This window comes from Halomonas maura (genome assembly GCF_030409305.1).
Taxonomy (GTDB): Bacteria; Pseudomonadota; Gammaproteobacteria; order Pseudomonadales; family Halomonadaceae; genus Halomonas; species Halomonas maura.
On sequence record NZ_JAUFPQ010000009.1, the window covers coordinates 100,276 to 115,775 of the forward strand.

Annotated in this window: 15 protein-coding genes; 12 read left to right on the forward strand and 3 right to left on the reverse strand. The window is 63.7% G+C overall.

Annotated elements, in window-relative coordinates; translation table 11 throughout:
• Positions 1-106: 106 nt before the first annotated feature.
• The 12 genes from QWY76_RS02490 (at position 107) to QWY76_RS02545 (ending at position 11,239) form a co-directional block, all read left to right on the forward strand.
• Positions 107-1,006: an urease accessory protein UreD gene (locus tag QWY76_RS02490; protein ID WP_290309528.1), complete on the forward strand. Its 900-nt coding sequence runs from the start codon at positions 107-109 to the stop codon at positions 1,004-1,006.
• Positions 1,007-1,166: 160 nt separating this feature from the next.
• The gene (gene ureA, locus QWY76_RS02495) at positions 1,167-1,469 is read left to right on the forward strand and encodes an urease subunit gamma (protein ID WP_290309529.1); all 303 of its coding nucleotides are present in this window, start codon (positions 1,167-1,169) and stop codon (positions 1,467-1,469) included.
• 131 nt (positions 1,470-1,600) lie between these two features.
• Entirely contained in the window at positions 1,601-1,930 is a 330-nt protein-coding gene (locus QWY76_RS02500) for an urease subunit beta (protein ID WP_290309530.1), read from the forward strand.
• Positions 1,927-3,639: an urease subunit alpha gene (ureC, locus tag QWY76_RS02505; protein WP_290309531.1), complete on the forward strand. Its 1,713-nt coding sequence runs from the start codon at positions 1,927-1,929 to the stop codon at positions 3,637-3,639. The genes QWY76_RS02500 and ureC overlap by 4 nt, the downstream gene beginning before the upstream one ends.
• Before the next feature lie 269 nt (positions 3,640-3,908).
• A complete protein-coding gene (gene ureE, locus QWY76_RS02510) occupies positions 3,909-4,406 on the forward strand; it encodes an urease accessory protein UreE (protein WP_290309532.1) in 498 nt (165 codons plus the stop codon).
• A complete protein-coding gene (locus QWY76_RS02515; protein WP_290309533.1) occupies positions 4,396-5,097 on the forward strand; it encodes an urease accessory protein UreF in 702 nt (233 codons plus the stop codon). Before ureE ends, QWY76_RS02515 begins: the two co-directional genes overlap by 11 nt.
• An 11-nt stretch (positions 5,098-5,108) precedes the next feature.
• A complete protein-coding gene (ureG, locus tag QWY76_RS02520; RefSeq protein WP_290309534.1) occupies positions 5,109-5,762 on the forward strand; it encodes an urease accessory protein UreG in 654 nt (217 codons plus the stop codon).
• A gap of 29 nt (positions 5,763-5,791) precedes the next feature.
• On the forward strand, positions 5,792-6,004 hold the full coding sequence (locus QWY76_RS02525; RefSeq protein WP_290309535.1) for a hypothetical protein: 213 nt from the start codon (positions 5,792-5,794) through the stop codon (positions 6,002-6,004).
• A gap of 168 nt (positions 6,005-6,172) precedes the next feature.
• Positions 6,173-7,597, forward strand: coding sequence for a phospholipase D family protein (locus QWY76_RS02530; RefSeq protein WP_290309536.1), 1,425 nt, complete (start codon positions 6,173-6,175; stop codon positions 7,595-7,597).
• A 205-nt stretch (positions 7,598-7,802) separates the two neighbouring features.
• Entirely contained in the window at positions 7,803-8,306 is a 504-nt protein-coding gene (locus tag QWY76_RS02535; RefSeq protein WP_290309537.1) for a hypothetical protein, read from the forward strand.
• Between the two features lie 35 nt (positions 8,307-8,341).
• Positions 8,342-8,809 (forward strand): GGDEF domain-containing protein, encoded by a 468-nt coding sequence (locus tag QWY76_RS02540; RefSeq protein ID WP_290309538.1) that lies wholly within the window; start codon positions 8,342-8,344, stop codon positions 8,807-8,809.
• Positions 8,810-9,307: 498 nt separating this feature from the next.
• The gene (locus QWY76_RS02545; protein WP_290309539.1) at positions 9,308-11,239 is read left to right on the forward strand and encodes an acyltransferase family protein; all 1,932 of its coding nucleotides are present in this window, start codon (positions 9,308-9,310) and stop codon (positions 11,237-11,239) included.
• 190 nt (positions 11,240-11,429) lie between these two features.
• Here QWY76_RS02545 and QWY76_RS02550 read toward each other — a convergent pair whose 3' ends face one another.
• From QWY76_RS02550 to QWY76_RS02560, 3 genes are all read right to left on the reverse strand, one after another.
• Positions 11,430-12,344 (reverse strand): hypothetical protein, encoded by a 915-nt coding sequence (locus QWY76_RS02550; protein WP_290309540.1) that lies wholly within the window; start codon positions 12,342-12,344, stop codon positions 11,430-11,432.
• Between the two features lie 69 nt (positions 12,345-12,413).
• Positions 12,414-14,249, reverse strand: a complete 1,836-nt coding sequence (locus QWY76_RS02555) for an ABC transporter ATP-binding protein (protein ID WP_290309541.1) — start codon at positions 14,247-14,249, stop codon at positions 12,414-12,416.
• Between the two features lie 247 nt (positions 14,250-14,496).
• Entirely contained in the window at positions 14,497-15,429 is a 933-nt protein-coding gene (locus tag QWY76_RS02560; protein WP_290309542.1) for a YihY/virulence factor BrkB family protein, read from the reverse strand.
• Positions 15,430-15,500 lie beyond the last annotated feature (71 nt).

Genomic DNA, 15,500 nt, shown 5'->3' on the forward strand with positions numbered 1-15,500 from the left:
AAATAAAAGATATTTCCTGATTTTCACCACTCTGGTACGGCCATTGCCTCGAACAGGTCGTTGCCACCCGACGTGCCTCACGTCCCCGATCAGAAGGCAGTTGCCGATGACGGCCTATTCCCCCGCCGTGCCCGCCGCCTCGACCCGACCCGAGGACTCCGGTCATCGCTTCGATGCCCGACGCCGCTGGGCGGCATCGCTGGAGCTCGGCTTCTCGTCACGGCAGGGCGCCACGCGGCTGGCTCGCGCCCGCCACCTGGGCCCGTTGCGGGTGCAGCGGCCCTTCTACCCGGAAGGCCGCGATGGCGCCTGCCACCTCTACCTGTTGCACCCTCCCGGTGGCCTGGTCAGCGGCGATTCGCTGAGCGTGTCGGCGGAGGTGGAGACGGGTGCGCATGCGCTTTTGACCACGCCGGCCGCCAACAAGCTCTACCGGGCCGATCATCACGGCGTGGCCTGGGAACAGCACACCCGACTGCGGGCGGCGGACGGCAGCCGTCTCGAGTGGCTGCCCCAGGAGACCATCGCCTTCGACGGTTCCCGGGGGGGACAGAGCACGACCATCGAGCTTGCCGGCGAGGCCCGCTGCCTGGGCTGGGAGGTGCTCGTCCTGGGTCGCCCGGCCAGCCGGCTCCCCTATGTCAGCGGATGCATCGAGCAGCGCTTTCGCCTGCTCCGCGACGGGCGGCCGCTATGGCTGGAACGCCAACCCCTCGACCCGGCCCATCCACGCTTCCGAGGGCACTGGGGGCAGGGCGGCGCGAGCGTCCAGGCGACCCTCTGGGCGGTGGGCCTGAGCGAGGAGGGCGAGGCCATCGAGGCGCTCCGCGGTCGGCTTCCCGAGAGCCCCCGCTGGGCGGTGACGGTGCGTCACGGCGTGCTGCTGCTGCGCTACCTGGGCGATGAACGAAACGAGGCCTGGCGGCTGTGCGAGGCGGCCTGGAAGGTCTTGAGACCGAGGTTGATCGGCCGCGAGGCCTGTGCACCGCGGATCTGGCGAACATGATGGTCGCTGGAAGCGTGAAGCCAGAAGCGGGAAGTCTCCGCTCTCCAGGCAATGCAGTGTCTTCCTGCGTCAGGCTTCCAGGCGCGGAGCGCCGCTCTTCCAGCTTGCAGGCGACGGCCTGGACAGCGAATGCAATCGACATGGTTTGGGAGCTACTGCGATGGAACTGACCCCGAGAGACAAGGACAAGCTGCTGCTCTTCACCGCCGGCCTGCTGGCCGAGCGGCGCCGGACTCGTGGCCTCAAGCTGAACTACCCCGAGGCGGTCGCGCTGATCAGCTGCGAGGTCATGGAGGGCGCGCGCGACGGCAAGAGCGTCGCCGAGCTGATGAGCGCGGGCCGCGAGATCCTCGGCCGCGACGACGTGATGGAAGGCGTGGCCGAGATGGTCGACGAGGTGCAGGTCGAGGCGACCTTCCCGGATGGTACCAAGCTGGTCACCATTCATAACCCCATTGTGTGAAGTGTGAAGTGTGAAGTGTGAGGCGTGAGGGGTAAGGGGCCAGGTCTCCTCGCTCCTCACCCCTCACCCCTCACCCCTCACCCCTCACCCCTCACCCCTCACCCCTCACGGCGACTGCAAGGAGCGACGACATGATTCCCGGTGAATACCAACTCCAGGACGGCGAGATCGCGCTCTGCGAGGGGCGCGAACGGATCACCCTCGAGGTCGCCAACACCGGCGACCGGCCGGTACAGATCGGCTCCCACTACCACTTCGCCGAGGCCAACCCGGCCCTGGTCTTCGATCGGGGCCGAGCCCGGGGCTGCCGGCTGGATGTCGCCGCCGGCACGGCGATCCGCTTCGAGCCCGGCCAGGCCCGGGAGGTGACGCTGATTCCCTACGCGGGGAGCCGGCACATCTTCGGCTTTCGCGGCGAGGTGATGGGCGCGCTCGACGACCAGCAGGGAGGCCGCTCATGACCGGGAACAGGATCAGCCGCCGGGCCTATGCCGACATGTACGGACCGACCACCGGCGACCGGGTGCGCCTCGGTGACACCGAGCTGTGGATCGAGGTCGAGAGCGATGCCACCCACTACGGCGACGAGGTCAAGTTCGGCGGCGGCAAGGTGATCCGCGATGGCATGGGCCAGGGCCAGCGCCTCGACGACGCGGTCATGGACACCGTCATCACCAACGCCCTGATCCTCGACTGGTGGGGCATCGTCAAGGCCGACGTGGGCCTCAAGGCGGGGCGCGTCAAGGCCATCGGCAAGGCCGGCAATCCCGACACTCAGCCCGACGTCCAGCTGGTCATCGGCCCGGGCACCGAAGTCATCGCCGGAGAGGGCAAGATTCTCACTGCCGGTGCCATCGACGCCCATATCCACTTCATCTGCCCCCAGCAGGTGGATGAGGCGCTGATGAGTGGCGTCACCACCATGCTGGGGGGCGGGACCGGCCCGGCCACCGGCTCGAATGCCACCACCTGCACCCCGGGGGCCTGGCATATCGGCCGGATGCTCCAGGCCGTGGACGGCCTGCCGATGAACATCGGCTTGCTCGGCAAGGGCAACGCCAGCCTGCCGGAAGCCCTGGAAGCCCAGATCGAGGCGGGGGCCATGGGCCTCAAGCTGCACGAGGACTGGGGCACCACGCCGGCCTCCATCGACAACTGCCTGAGCGTGGCCGAGCGCTACGACATCCAGGTGGCCATTCATACCGACACGCTCAACGAGTCGGGCTTCGTCGAGGACACCCTGGCCGCCTTCAAGGAACGCGGCATCCACACCTACCATACCGAGGGCGCGGGGGGCGGCCATGCCCCCGATATCCTCACCGCCTGTGCCAAGCCCTATGTGCTGCCGTCGTCGACCAACCCCACCCGGCCCTACACGGTGAACACCATCGACGAGCATCTCGATATGCTGATGGTCTGCCACCACCTGGATCCGGCGATACCCGAGGACGTGGCCTTCGCCGACTCGCGCATCCGCCGCGAGACCATCGCCGCCGAGGACATCCTCCACGACCTGGGCGTGATCTCGATGATCGCCTCGGACTCCCAGGCCATGGGGCGTGTGGGAGAAGTGATCTGCCGGACCTGGCAGACCGCCCACAAGATGAAACTGCAGCGTGGGCTGCTGCCCGAGGACGAAGCGATGGGCGCCGATAACTTCCGTGCCCGACGCTATATCGCCAAGTACACCATCAACCCGGCGCTCACCCATGGGCTCAGTCATGAGGTGGGCTCGGTGGAGGTGGGCAAGCTCGCCGACCTGGTGCTGTGGGACCCGGCCTTCTTCGGCGTCAAGCCGGCGCTGATCCTCAAGGGCGGCATGATCGCCGCCGCTCCCATGGGCGACCCCAATGCCTCGATTCCCACGCCCCAGCCGGTGCACTACCGGCCCATGTTCGGCGCCTTCGGCCGGGCGGCGAGCCGCTCGCGGTTGACCTTCGTCAGCCAGGCCTCCCTGGAGGCCGGCATCAAGGAGCGGCTCGGCCTGGACAGTGACCTTGCCGCCTGCCGCGACGTCAGGCAGGTGAGGAAGGGCGATATGAAGCTTAACGATGCCTGTCCCGACCTCAGCGTGGATCCCCAGACCTACGAGGTGCGGTGCGACGGCGAGCTGCTGACCTGCGAGCCGCTGGCCGAGCTGCCCCTGGCACAGCGCTATCACTTATTCTGAGCTATGGGCTATGACCACCAAGGCAAGCGGTGCCGGGGGTAGGCCGTAGCGAGGGTCTTTTGCCATGGGCGAGGCGGAACATGGAGAACATCCAGTGAATGTTCTTCCCGCCGAGCGGGTTGGCCAAGGATGGCCAGCACCGGTCCTGCAAGCGGCGCAGGATGCTTTAGCGCCGCAGGGCAAAAGTAGCGTACAGGGATGTATTTACCGCGCCCTCGCGCAGGCCTATTCCCGGATCAGCCGCGGATAATTTCAACGAGACGATGCCAATGCTGAAACTGACCGAACGCCTGGGGCCGATCGGCGCCGACCAGTCCGCCGACAGCCTGACCCTGTCCTTCGAGATGCGCACTCGCGGGCGTTTCAAGGCGACCACCGACGCGGGGCGCGAGGTCGGCGTCTTCCTCGATCGTGGCCCGGTACTGCGCGACGGCGAGGGGCTGCGGGCCGAGGGCGGCGAGGTACTGCGCGTCCGAGCCGCCGTGGAGCCGGTGATCACGGCCCGCATCGAGGCCGGCCTCGCCTTGGCGCGGCTGTGCTACCACCTGGGCAATCGTCATGTGCAGCTGGCCCTGGGCGGCGGCGATGCCGGGACCGGCTGGGTACGCTTCCCGCCGGACCATGTGCTGGAGGCCCTGGCCGAGCGCCTGGGGGCCCGGCTCGAGCGCCATGAGGCGCCCTTCGATCCCGAGCCGGGAGCCTATGCCCAGGCCGGGGAGGGGCACCATCATCATCACCACGGCCAGGCGCATGGCCATGCCCACTGAGCAGCCGGAGACAGCGGCCGGGGACGATGACCTGGCGCTGCTGGGCCTGCTGCAGCTGGTCAGCCCGGCGCTGCCGATCGGCGCCTTCGCCTGGTCCCAGGGGCTCGAGAGCGCCTTCGAGCTGGGCTGGGTCGAGGACGAGACGAGTCTCGGCCGCTGGCTGGAGGGCGTGCTCGACGACGGCCTGGCGCGCTGCGAGCTGCCGGTGCTGGCCCGACTCATGTCGGCCTGGGCGGAACGGGACGGCGCGGCGGTCGTTCGCTGGAACGACTGGCTCGCCGCCAATCGCGAGACCGCCGAGCTGGCCGCCGAGGACGCCCGCCTCGGCGCCGCCCTGGTTCGCCTGCTGGCGAGTCTCGAGCTGCTGCCGGGCGAGACGCCGCTGCCCCAGCCGGCCGGCTACGTCACCGTCTTCGCCTGGCTGGCCCATGCCCGCGGCATCGCCCCCCGTCAGGCGCTGCTGGGGTTCGCCTGGGCCTGGCTGGAGAACCAGCTCGCGGTGGCCTGCAAGGCCCTGCCGCTCGGTCACACCGCGGCCCAGCGCCTGGTCGAGCGCCTGCGGCCGTCCCTGGTGGCGGCCGTGGACGCGGCCCTGTCGCGGGACGATGAGGCACTCGGCCCAGTGCTGCCGGGGCTGGCGCTGGCCAGCGCCAAGCACGAAACCCAGTATTCACGACTGTTCAGAAGCTAGGAGATCCCTTGATGACCCATTGTCTGCGTATCGGCGTCGGCGGCCCGGTCGGCTCCGGCAAGACCGCGCTGCTCAAGCAGCTGTGCCTGGCACTGCGCGACCACTACGACATCGCGGTGGTCACCAATGATATCTACACCCGGGAAGATGCCGACTTCCTGACCCGTCACGAGGCGCTGCCCGAGGATCGCATCCTCGGCGTGGAGACCGGCGGTTGCCCGCATACCGCCATCCGCGAGGATGCCTCCATGAACCTCGCCGCCATCGACGACCTGCAGGCGCGCCATCCGGGGCTCGAGCTGGTGCTGGTGGAGTCCGGCGGCGACAACCTCTCGGCGACCTTCAGCCCGGAGCTCTCCGACCTGACGCTCTACGTCATCGATGTCTCCGCCGGCGACAAGATTCCCCGCAAGGGCGGCCCCGGGATCACCAAGTCGGACCTGCTGATCATCAACAAGATCGATATCGCCGAGCAGGTGCACGCCTCCCTGGCGGTAATGGAGCGCGACTCGCGACGCATGCGCGGCGAGCGCCCGTTCGTCTTCGCCAACCTGCATGACGGCATCGGTGTGGAGGAGATCATCGCCTTCATCCTCGATCGCGGCATGCTGCCCGAGCGCCGGCCGACCCTGGGCCGGACCGCTTCGGACGACGTATCCGCCTGACCCTCATTCCCCACCAAGGAGACTCTCCGATGCTTCGTCTTCTCCCCCCCGCCGTGCTCGCCGGCCTGCTGGCGAGCGCCCCCGCCCTCGGCCATCCCGGACACGGCGCCCCATCGCTGCACCAGCATGCTGCCGAACCCTCGCCCCTGGTCCTGCTCGGCGTTGCCGCCCTCGCGAGCGTTGCCATCAGCCTGCTGGGGCGGGCCCTGTCGAGGCGTCGCCGGGCGCGCGCCCCGCACTGAGACGGCGGCGGCATGCGCCCCCCCCCGTGTCCCGCCGCCTGCATACCGGCGGCGGGCGCGTTATGCTGCTGTTGATCGTCGTCGGCCGGCGTCCAGGACGGCCGGCCGGGCCGGCAAGGAGAGTCAGGGATGCGTAGGCGACGCGGATCACGCGGGGGGAGGATGCCCATGGGAGCGTGGATACTGGCCATCGGGCTACTCGCGTGGGCGGGAATGGGCCTGTGGCAGCGCTACAAGCCACTGCCGGAGGGCATCGGCGAGGCCTATCCGGTGCGCGGCGTCGACGCGGTGCGCTTCCTCGCCGACGAGACCTGGTATGACGCCGGGGGAGACCGGCATCGTCGGCGGGTCATCTTCGACGAGGTGCTTGACCTGATCGGCCAGGCGCAACGCCTGGTGGTGGTCGACATGTTCCTGTTCAACGACTTCGCCGGCGAGGCCCGTGGTCACGAGTTCCGTCCCCTATCGGCACAACTCACCCGGGCGCTGGTGCGTCAGCGTCAGCGGCATCCCGACCTCCAGGCGGTGCTCATCACCGATCCGCTCAATACCCTCTATGGCGGCCTCGAACTCGATCACCTGCAACGCCTGCGCCAGGCAGGCGTCTCGGTGGTCATGACCGACCTGACGCGGCTGCGCGCCTCCAACCCGCTGTGGTCAGGGCTCTGGCATCTCGGGCCGCGCTGGCTCGGCAACAGCGCCCAGGCCGGCTGGTTGCCCAATGTGCTGGGTCCGGGACGCGTGACCCTGCGCAGCTACCTGGCCATGGCCAACTTCAATGCCAACCATCGCAAGACCCTGGTGGTGGATCACGGCGAGGACTGGGCAGGACTCGTGACCTCGGCGAACCCCCATGATGCCAGCAGCCTGCACGGCAACGTGGCGTTGCGCTTCGAGGGCGCCGCGGCGCTGGACCTGCTGGCCTCGGAGCGTGCGGTGGCGAGCTGGTCGGGCGTCGAGGTGCCGGGGCCGATGTCCCCGGCGGGCGACGATGTCGTCCCGGGCCTGCGCCTGCAACTGCTCACCGAGGGGGCCATCCTCGATGCCCTGCTGACCGCCGTGGAGCGCACCCAGGAAGGAGACCGGCTGGATGTCGCGGTCTTCTACCTGGCGCATCGCGACCTCATCGAGGCGTTGATCGCCGCTCGACGGCGTGGGGTCGAGGTCCGCGTGCTCCTCGATCCCAACCAGGAGGCCTTCGGCATCGACAAGGGGGGCATCCCCAATCGGCCGGTGGCCGATGAACTGGCGACGGCCGGCATCACGGTACGCTGGTGCGCCACCCGCGGGGAGCAGTGTCACAGCAAGCTGCTGTTTCGCCACCCGGCGGATGGCGGAGAGGCGGAACTGATCCTCGGCTCGGCCAACTTCACCCGACGCAACCTGGATGACCTGAACCTCGAGACCAGTGTGCGGCTCACCGGCCCGCCACAGCACCCATCGCTGGCCGAGGCGGCGGCCTTCTTCCGTCGTCGCTGGCAGTCCACGCCGGAGCACCTGACCAGCCGTTCCTACGAGCAGCAGGACGCCGTCAGCGCGGTGACCCGGTGGCGCTATCGGCTCATGGAGGCCACCGGGCTTTCGACGTTCTAGTCCGGCGCCCGTGACTCGACAGCCACTCGTGACGATTGGCGGCAATCTCTTACAACCTGGAGACCATGTCTATCAATTTCGGTATTTGCTAATTTGTTGTCCATCCGTTTTGGCCATGCCGCTGAGGCATGGCGTAGGTGGTCTTTCATCCGTGCACGGATGTCTGTGCCCCTAAGAAGTAGCATCAGGAGAAAAGGATAACAGGATGTTAAGGCGCCTCTTTGGTAGAAAGCCACTCTATTGCTGGGTGATCAAGCAAGTCGACGAGGGTCTGCTTCACCTGTGTGGAAATGGAGTCCTTCATACGGAGTTAAAGCATCGACAAGCCAAGGATCAGCTCCGATCTGGGGAGTACCATGGTGGAGTGCGCATCGTGGATACAGGCATAGTGCTCAACAGCAATCTCTTTGCGGCCTTGGTGCCGGAAGAGGACCTGCATCTCGATCGGTGTTTTCGCGCTAACTGGCAGGGTCGATCGTGGAATATATCCAAGGTGCCCCAGCGTTGCTGGGCATGGGAGGGCAGGCTCATTACCCAGGCTAACCCGATCAGCTCACTGCCTGAGCTCGTCAGCTGCGAAGACCTGTCTGCGTTGGAAAAGAATGTTGATGTCTCCAGCACGCTTCCCCGAGGCATCTTCGCCTATCGTTGCTCTAGCGACTTGCAGGAGCCCATCGTCGAGGTCAGTAGCTCCTTTGAAAATGCCTGACAGGGATAGGTGTTCGTCTCCCCAGAGCTCGCTGTGTGTGGGCAAATCTTGACTTCGATGAAAACGCTCGGAAAGTCGAAGCCTCGGTGAAGGCAGGTCAGTATCCTGCCGCCGTGCTGATGATCGATATCGACCGCTTCAAGGCCATCGACGACACCTTCGGGCATGCCGAAGGCGACAAGGCACTGTGCCTGCTGGCCGACACTTCGAGACGCCAGCTCCGCGACAGCGACCTGCCCTGTCGCACGGGCGGAGAGGACTTCATGGTCATCATGCCGAGCATGTCACCCCTGGCGACTGAGGCCGTGGCCCAGCGGCTACGGGTGGAGATCGCCGAGAGAGCGATCGCCGCCGAGCAAGTGCCCTTTCATTTCCCGGTGAGTATCGGTTTGACTTCATTCAAGGCCTCCGACGCGAGCCTCGACGCACTCACCAGGCGGGCCGATGCCGCCAGCTATCAAGCCAAGCACGAAGGCCGGGACCGAGTGGCGACTCGCTGGTAACCTGCCCCAGACCCCCTGTGAACGCGAAGGCGCCGGACGCGCCGTCATTCTCTGCGAAGGGCCCAGGCCAGGGCGGTCGCCGAGGCCCAAGGCATCAGTGCGGGGACGCTAGACGAGTGGGTCCGCGAGCGGTTCATCGATCGTCGCCGACGACGCCAGACCTTTCCGAGTGGACCCATGACTGGTCCCATGACAGATCAGAGCAGTGCGGTGCGGCGGTGCGCATCGGCCTGGCTCTATCGATACAGCTGGCCTCGAGCTCATGCCAGTCTGGACTAGCCCACCGGTCAGCTGACTGGGACTTTCCGTGAGCAACCCGGTGAATGTCCCCATCTGGTGGGGCAGGTGCGTTCCGAGTACCAATCAACCCTCGGGGCGTATGACGACATTTCAGTCTTGGGGTCGCATCCGAGCTGCTATACCTAATGTCACTGTTCTTGACCTGATGAAACAGTCAGCCCGGGCGGCAGGGAGCAGGCCATGCGATATCGGAGGGAGATGGATGGCCTGCGGGCGATAGCGGTGATTCCCGTCATTCTCTTCCATGCCGGATTCTCGTTGTTTTCCGGCGGGTTCGTCGGCGTCGACGTCTTCTTCGTCATCAGCGGCTATCTGATCACGTCTCTGCTCCTGCACGACCTCGAGAACGGCTCATTCTCCATCGCACGGTTCTACGAGCGGCGCGCGCGGCGCATCCTGCCCGCACTGGTGGTCGTGCTGCTGGCCTGCCTGCCGTTGGCCTGGAAATGGATGACGCCCGCCCAGCTGCAGGATTTCTCCCAGGGCCTGGTCGCCATCAGCCTGTTTGCCTCCAACATCCTGTTCTGGATCAAGACCAGCTATTTCTCACCGTCTTCTGAAGAGAACCCCTTGCTCCACACCTGGAGCCTGGCGGTCGAGGAACAGTTCTATATCGTCTTTCCGCTGCTGCTGCTGTTCCTGTGGCGTCATGCCAATCGGCACATGTTCGCCGTCATTATCGTGATATCCATCACTAGCCTCATGGCCGCCGAGTGGGGATGGCGGCAAGCACCGTCGGCCAACTTCTTCCTGCTGCCGACCCGCGCCTGGGAGCTTGGCGCCGGTGCCAGCTGCGCCTTTCTCCTCTACAGACGGCCCGCTACCGGTAATGCATCATTGTCGGCCCTGGGGCTCGGCCTGATCCTGTATGCCGTCCTGTGCTTCGATGAGAGCGTTCCTTTTCCGTCGCTCCATGCCCTCGTTCCGGTCGTGGGCACCGTGCTGGTCACGCTCTTCGCCGCCCCCTCGACGCCGACCGGTCGGCTGCTGTCGATGAAGTGGCTGGTTGGCATCGGCCTGATCAGCTTCAGCGCCTATCTCTGGCATCAGCCGTTGTTCGCGTTTGCCCGCCTCAGAAGCGCCGCCACGCCGTCCTGGGAGCTCATGGGGCTGCTTTCTCTGGTTGCCCTCGGGCTTGCCTACCTGACCTGGCGCTATGTGGAGCAGCCCTGCCGGCGCAAGCCCGTACCGCTGCTGGTCTCCAGAAGGGCCGTGTTCAGCGCTTCCGCCATGGCCGGCGCCATGCTGCTTTCACTCGGGTTGTACGGCCATGTCGCGGAGGGCCTGCCGAGCCGGATAGCCCCGTCGGGCAGCACCTTCCTGGCCATCGACGTCGATCACCGATTTCGCTTTAATCCCGGGCTGAGCGAGGCCTGTGAGAATGGGTTCCATCCCGAGGCGTGTCGCACCGGCGACAGCCCCGAGATCATACTGTGGGGCGATAGCTATGCCATGCACCTGGCCTCGGCCATCACCGCCAGTCCGAGTCTGAGAGGCAGGGAGGTGGTGCAGTTCACCAAGCCCGTATGCGCGCCGATCTACGGGCTTGCGCTGACCAGCCATAGGTATCCGGTCGCCTGGTCCCGGGAGTGCATCGCCTTCAACGAGGCGGTCAAGGCGTGGATGCAGCAGGCGGCGAGCGTGAAGTACGTCATCATGTCCTCGCCGCTGGGGGTGATCTACCACGATGCCTATCTGGCGAATGGCGAGTTGCATGTGTATCCCCACGGCAACGACCTGGTGATCGAGCACCTCAACCGCACCGCCGATCAGATTCGCCAGGCCGGCAAGATTCCCGTCTTCGTTTCACCGCCTCCGCATGCCGACGAAGATCTCGCCAAGTGCGTCATGGCCTCGTTGATCTATGATGCGGGTAATTCCCATGCGTGCAGCTTTCGGACCGAGCAGTTCTCGTCCTACTACATTCAGGCCCGAGAACTGCTCAACTCCAGCGGCATCCGCTTCCCGGTCGTCTACCTGGAGCCCTATATCTGCGGTGACAGCATCTGCCGCACCGTGGTGGAAGGCAAGGCGGTGTATCGGGACCTGGGGCACCTCTCCGTGGAAGGCTCAGAGTTATTGGGAATCAAGCATGACCTGCTCGGAGAGATCCTGAGTAGAGCCGAGTAGCCCGTTCCTGCGCAGCGCATCGGCTACTCTTACCAGCTCCACGAGGCTAGCTGACAGGACACCTGGGCTGATCATGGAAGGTCGTCGCTGCCTCGGAGATGCCTGGCCGCAGAATCTGAGTGCCATACTTGATCCAGCGGCAGCAAGGAGTCATGGCAACGCCATGCCAGGCGGGGCTGCGTCATTGACGTCACCGATTGCGCTGGCAGTAAGAGAGCCATTCGCTGGCCACCCTGGGCGGTCTCTTTCTTGATATTCGATCGAATATGCGAATCGCTTCTTCTTCTGTGTGAAACCCTCTGGCGACGCTGGGGAAATGACGGGCACAGGATCTCAAGAGTATCCCGCCAGGCGCTTTTGTTTCCTGTAGATATACTGTTGCGGATTCGTAGCCTAATGCTGCCAGGCACGCGATGCGGTGTTGGCCTGTCGAAATGGAAATTGTCCAGTCATCATCATTCGCCCAGACTGTGCCTGTTATACGGTCGCACTTTTCAGGTGAGTACCCATGTTCTTTTATCGAATCGTACAATGCGGTTAGCCTGCCGTATTCCATGGCAAGTTTTCTTCTCTCAATCGGGCCGTATTCACTCCCTCCGATGAATTCTCCGGTGTGAATGCCTTGTGCTTCATCTTCTTTTCGATAAATGTCTTTCAAGAAGGCAGCTTGATCTGCTGGGGGTCTGGATGCCCAGAGAGGTATGGCGGCGAGAGCCGGAAGTCTGTTGAAGTCTGCATGGCTGGGATTGTCGATATCCATGAGTTCGCTTGCGCTTTTTGGCTGATAGAGCGCATAGTAACGACACAAGGGAGAGAGCTCTAAAGGAATGCTTCTGTCATTTTCGTACTGAAGTAATGTCGCGAGAAAAGGGTGCCCGTCATCCGGATCAAGTGAGAAGGCGCTGTAGTTGAATGTTACCATCCTGCTCAGTGGAGCTGTGATCAGCAAGGGTTTGCCGCGAGCTGCATAGGCGGCCTCGATGGGATGCAGGCAGCCTGTCGTGGTAAGGTCGAAGACTGTGTTTTCCTTGTTTTTTCTGATTTCGATGCCGGCTGAATGCAGGGAAGACTTTATGATATCTTTCGCGGACCGTGTCAACATCATCTCATCTCTCGGTGGAAAAGAGAAAAGGGCCGATGAGTGCTTTTCGAAAGCGATCGATATATTTATAGTTCATGCATTCTCGGCCATCCGCTGGAAAGTTGCATTACGCTCGACCAGCTCGTCAAAAGTGCCGCTGTCAATGACGCGCCCGGCCTCCAGGAGGTAGATACAGCCGCACGACCTGACTGTCGCCAGGCGATGGGCAACCATGACAATGGTCTTCCTTCCCGAAAAGTCATGAATGGCATCGATGACCAGACGTTCGGTAATGCCATCCAGAGCGCTGGTAGCTTCGTCCATGACCAGGACCTCTGCGTCATCATACAGGGCCCGCGCGATGCCGATCCGTTGGCGTTGCCCCCCCGAGAGTTGAATGCCGCGTTCACCGACCCGAGTGTCCAGGCCGTCGGGCAGACGCTCCACAAGTTCTTCGAGGTGAGCCATCTTGGCGGCATGCCGGACCTTGGCATCGTCAATTCGTGCCCTGGGCAGGCCAAAGGCAATGTTTTCCCGAATGCTGGAATCGGCCAGGAAGATGCTTTGGGGAACGAAGCCAAGGCTGTTCTGCCAAGCACGGCGCCGGTCAGGGGTCAGGGGTTGGCCATCCAGCAGAATCTGCCCTTGGTCAGGCACAATCAATCCGAGAAGCAGGTCGATGATCGTACTCTTGCCACACCCTGATGCACCGACCAGACCGATGACGCCATTGACGGGAATGGTCAGATTGATGTCTTCCAGCGTGGCCTCCCTCTTGCCGGGATAGCGGAACGTGATGTTTTCCAGGTCGATGGAATGGACGGGCACCCATTTCTCGTCCCTGAGCGTTGACGCGTCCTGGTCGCTCTCGGCCTGACTGGCCTCCAGGTCATCCTGCAGGTTGGTGAAAGACGCGATGTTGCCACGCACCGTCGCCAGCCCGCGGTAGATTTGCTGGAAGGCCGGCATCAGCTTGAACCCTGCCATGGCATACACGGAGAGAATGGGCAGGATGGTGCTCAGGTTGCCCTGATGAGCGATCAGCAAATAAAGAACCAGCGATATGACTGCACCAAAGGCAACCAGCTCCATAAGATAACGGGGTGAATGGCTCAACGCCATGGTGGTGCCCTTGGCATACCCCAGTTGTCGGCTCGACTTTTCGAATCGACGATTGAATTCGGATTGGCGGCCCAGCAGTAATGTGTCCTTGATGCCGCCGAATCCTTCGTTCATTAATTTAAAGCGCAGGCGGTTGGTCTTGCTCACCGCGATGCCATTGTTGATCAACTTGCGACGGACAGTGCGATAAAGCACCCAGTAGATAAAGCTGAATAATGCTAGCCCGCTTAATGCTACCCAGGGATTGAACAGGAAGATGGCTGTCGAAATAAACAAGGCCAAGGCGATTTTGGCGTTTATTTGCATTAGTGGCGACAGGACATTGTCGCTGATTCGCCTGCACTCCTGGGCGAGCTTGTTGGTAAGGTCGCTGCTGCTGCCAGCGGAATGGAACAGCCAGTCCTGCTGCATGTAATGCTTGTATAGGCGCGTACTCAGCTCGGCCCCCACTTGCTGAGAATAGAGTGATAGTTTCCAGGTGGTGAGGATGGAAAAAATGGCGGCAACGGTCAATACGCCCAGCACACCCAGTCCTAGCCAGAATAGGAAAGTGGTGGGTTCTCCATTGCCGTGCAGGCGATAGAAGTCAGCTAGGATTCCCTGCCCTTCAAGGATGCTCATATTCCCCACTACCGCCATGAATCCGCCGATGGCGGCGATGCTGGAGAGTTCTGCGATGGACATCGCGCCGACCAATAGTTGCAAGCGGAAAAGTCGCTTGCGTTGTTCGGCTGTCAGCAGCCGGTAAAGTCGTTTTATACTGGGTAGCAACGGATAGGGAGATATTTGCTTGACCAGAGGTTCCATATATAACTCCCTCACAGCATGTGAGATGACTCCGCGCCGAATTGAAGCCTTCAATTCTTCATGACGAACATCATAACTAATGGTAACAGATGTGATGAAAAATGTTACTTGCTGTGAGCTTGGTAGCTAATGGTTTTTCTAGTACTGATGCGAGGGAAGTCTACGTCGAGGTACTTATGACATTGGTCATAAATCCGGACACTTTTCATAGTGTTGCACTGGGAATGCAATCTCGCCGAGCCAGCCGTCAATCCACGTGAGTGACGGCCTGATGCCGGGAGTCGAGATGCCAGGGTATGCCGAGTCGTGCATTGCGCTCGAGTTCGGCGATGACCTGGGCGCCGAGCAAGAGGATGACGGCGCCAACCTCGAGGGACAGCAACACCACGATCAGGGTCGCCAGCGAGCCGTAGACGGCATTCACGAAGGACAGGTTCTCGAAGTAGAACACCAGCAGCAGCCGGACGCCCTCCCACAGCAGGGCGGCGACGAAGCCGCCGACGACGGCGCGGTGTACGGCGATGCGCACCACTGGAAGGACCTTGTAGATCGCGCTGAAGAGCAGGAAGACACCGGCGAAGCTGGTCAGGTTGAGGGCGGTGCCGGAGAGCCCCGCCAGGGGCAGTTCGCGACCCAGCACCGCCATCCACAGCGCATTGACCGCGTTGGCCAGGCTCACCAGCAGGGTCAGGCCCAGCAGGCCGGCGCCCAGCACCACCATGAAGGCATAGGGCATCAATACCGAGACCCAGATCGAGCGACCGGTGTGGGTATCCGGGGCGTGGAAGATGATCGCCAGGGCATCCTCGAGCATGCGAAAGGCAAAGGAGCTGAACACCAGCAGCACCGGAATGCCGAGGATGCCGATGGCATCCCGGGAGTCGAGCAGGGTGCGCACGGCGTCCAGCAGCACCTCGGCGTGGGCCGGCGCGAGGTGCCGGGCCTGGATGGCCAGCACGCCCAGCAGGTGCTGCTCGTCCACCACCTGGGCAAGCAGCACCACCAGCAGCGCGAACAGCGGGACGATGGAGAGCAGGATGTTGTAGCCGACACCGCCGGCCAGCAGGATCCCCCGGTTGCGCAGGAAGGCTCCCAGGACCCGCCAGGCGAAATGGCCCACCCGTGACAGAAGGGTGAGCACGCGGTGGCGGTCGGGGAGGCGGTCCGGCGCTGCAGTCATGGGCAATCCGGTCGGGGGGCTTTCGGCATGATACGCCGAGGGCCGCCGTTGGCGTCAATCCTGACCCTGCG

What these genes read in the sequence shown, in the direction of transcription:
- QWY76_RS02535 (WP_290309537.1), top strand. Translation starts at nt 7,803, where the DNA reads ATGTTAAGGCGCCTCTTTGGTAGAAAGCCACTCTATTGCTGGGTGATC.
- ureG (WP_290309534.1), top strand. Translation starts at nt 5,109, where the DNA reads ATGACCCATTGTCTGCGTATCGGCGTCGGCGGCCCGGTCGGCTCCGGC.
- QWY76_RS02550 (WP_290309540.1), bottom strand. Translation starts at nt 12,344, where the DNA reads ATGATGTTGACACGGTCCGCGAAAGATATCATAAAGTCTTCCCTGCAT.
- QWY76_RS02525 (WP_290309535.1), top strand. Translation starts at nt 5,792, where the DNA reads ATGCTTCGTCTTCTCCCCCCCGCCGTGCTCGCCGGCCTGCTGGCGAGC.
- QWY76_RS02530 (WP_290309536.1), top strand. Translation starts at nt 6,173, where the DNA reads ATGGGAGCGTGGATACTGGCCATCGGGCTACTCGCGTGGGCGGGAATG.
- ureE (WP_290309532.1), top strand. Translation starts at nt 3,909, where the DNA reads ATGCTGAAACTGACCGAACGCCTGGGGCCGATCGGCGCCGACCAGTCC.
- QWY76_RS02490 (WP_290309528.1), top strand. Translation starts at nt 107, where the DNA reads ATGACGGCCTATTCCCCCGCCGTGCCCGCCGCCTCGACCCGACCCGAG.
- QWY76_RS02500 (WP_290309530.1), top strand. Translation starts at nt 1,601, where the DNA reads ATGATTCCCGGTGAATACCAACTCCAGGACGGCGAGATCGCGCTCTGC.
- ureC (WP_290309531.1), top strand. Translation starts at nt 1,927, where the DNA reads ATGACCGGGAACAGGATCAGCCGCCGGGCCTATGCCGACATGTACGGA.
- QWY76_RS02555 (WP_290309541.1), bottom strand. Translation starts at nt 14,249, where the DNA reads ATGGAACCTCTGGTCAAGCAAATATCTCCCTATCCGTTGCTACCCAGT.
- QWY76_RS02545 (WP_290309539.1), top strand. Translation starts at nt 9,308, where the DNA reads ATGGATGGCCTGCGGGCGATAGCGGTGATTCCCGTCATTCTCTTCCAT.
- ureA (WP_290309529.1), top strand. Translation starts at nt 1,167, where the DNA reads ATGGAACTGACCCCGAGAGACAAGGACAAGCTGCTGCTCTTCACCGCC.
- QWY76_RS02515 (WP_290309533.1), top strand. Translation starts at nt 4,396, where the DNA reads ATGCCCACTGAGCAGCCGGAGACAGCGGCCGGGGACGATGACCTGGCG.
- QWY76_RS02560 (WP_290309542.1), bottom strand. Translation starts at nt 15,429, where the DNA reads ATGACTGCAGCGCCGGACCGCCTCCCCGACCGCCACCGCGTGCTCACC.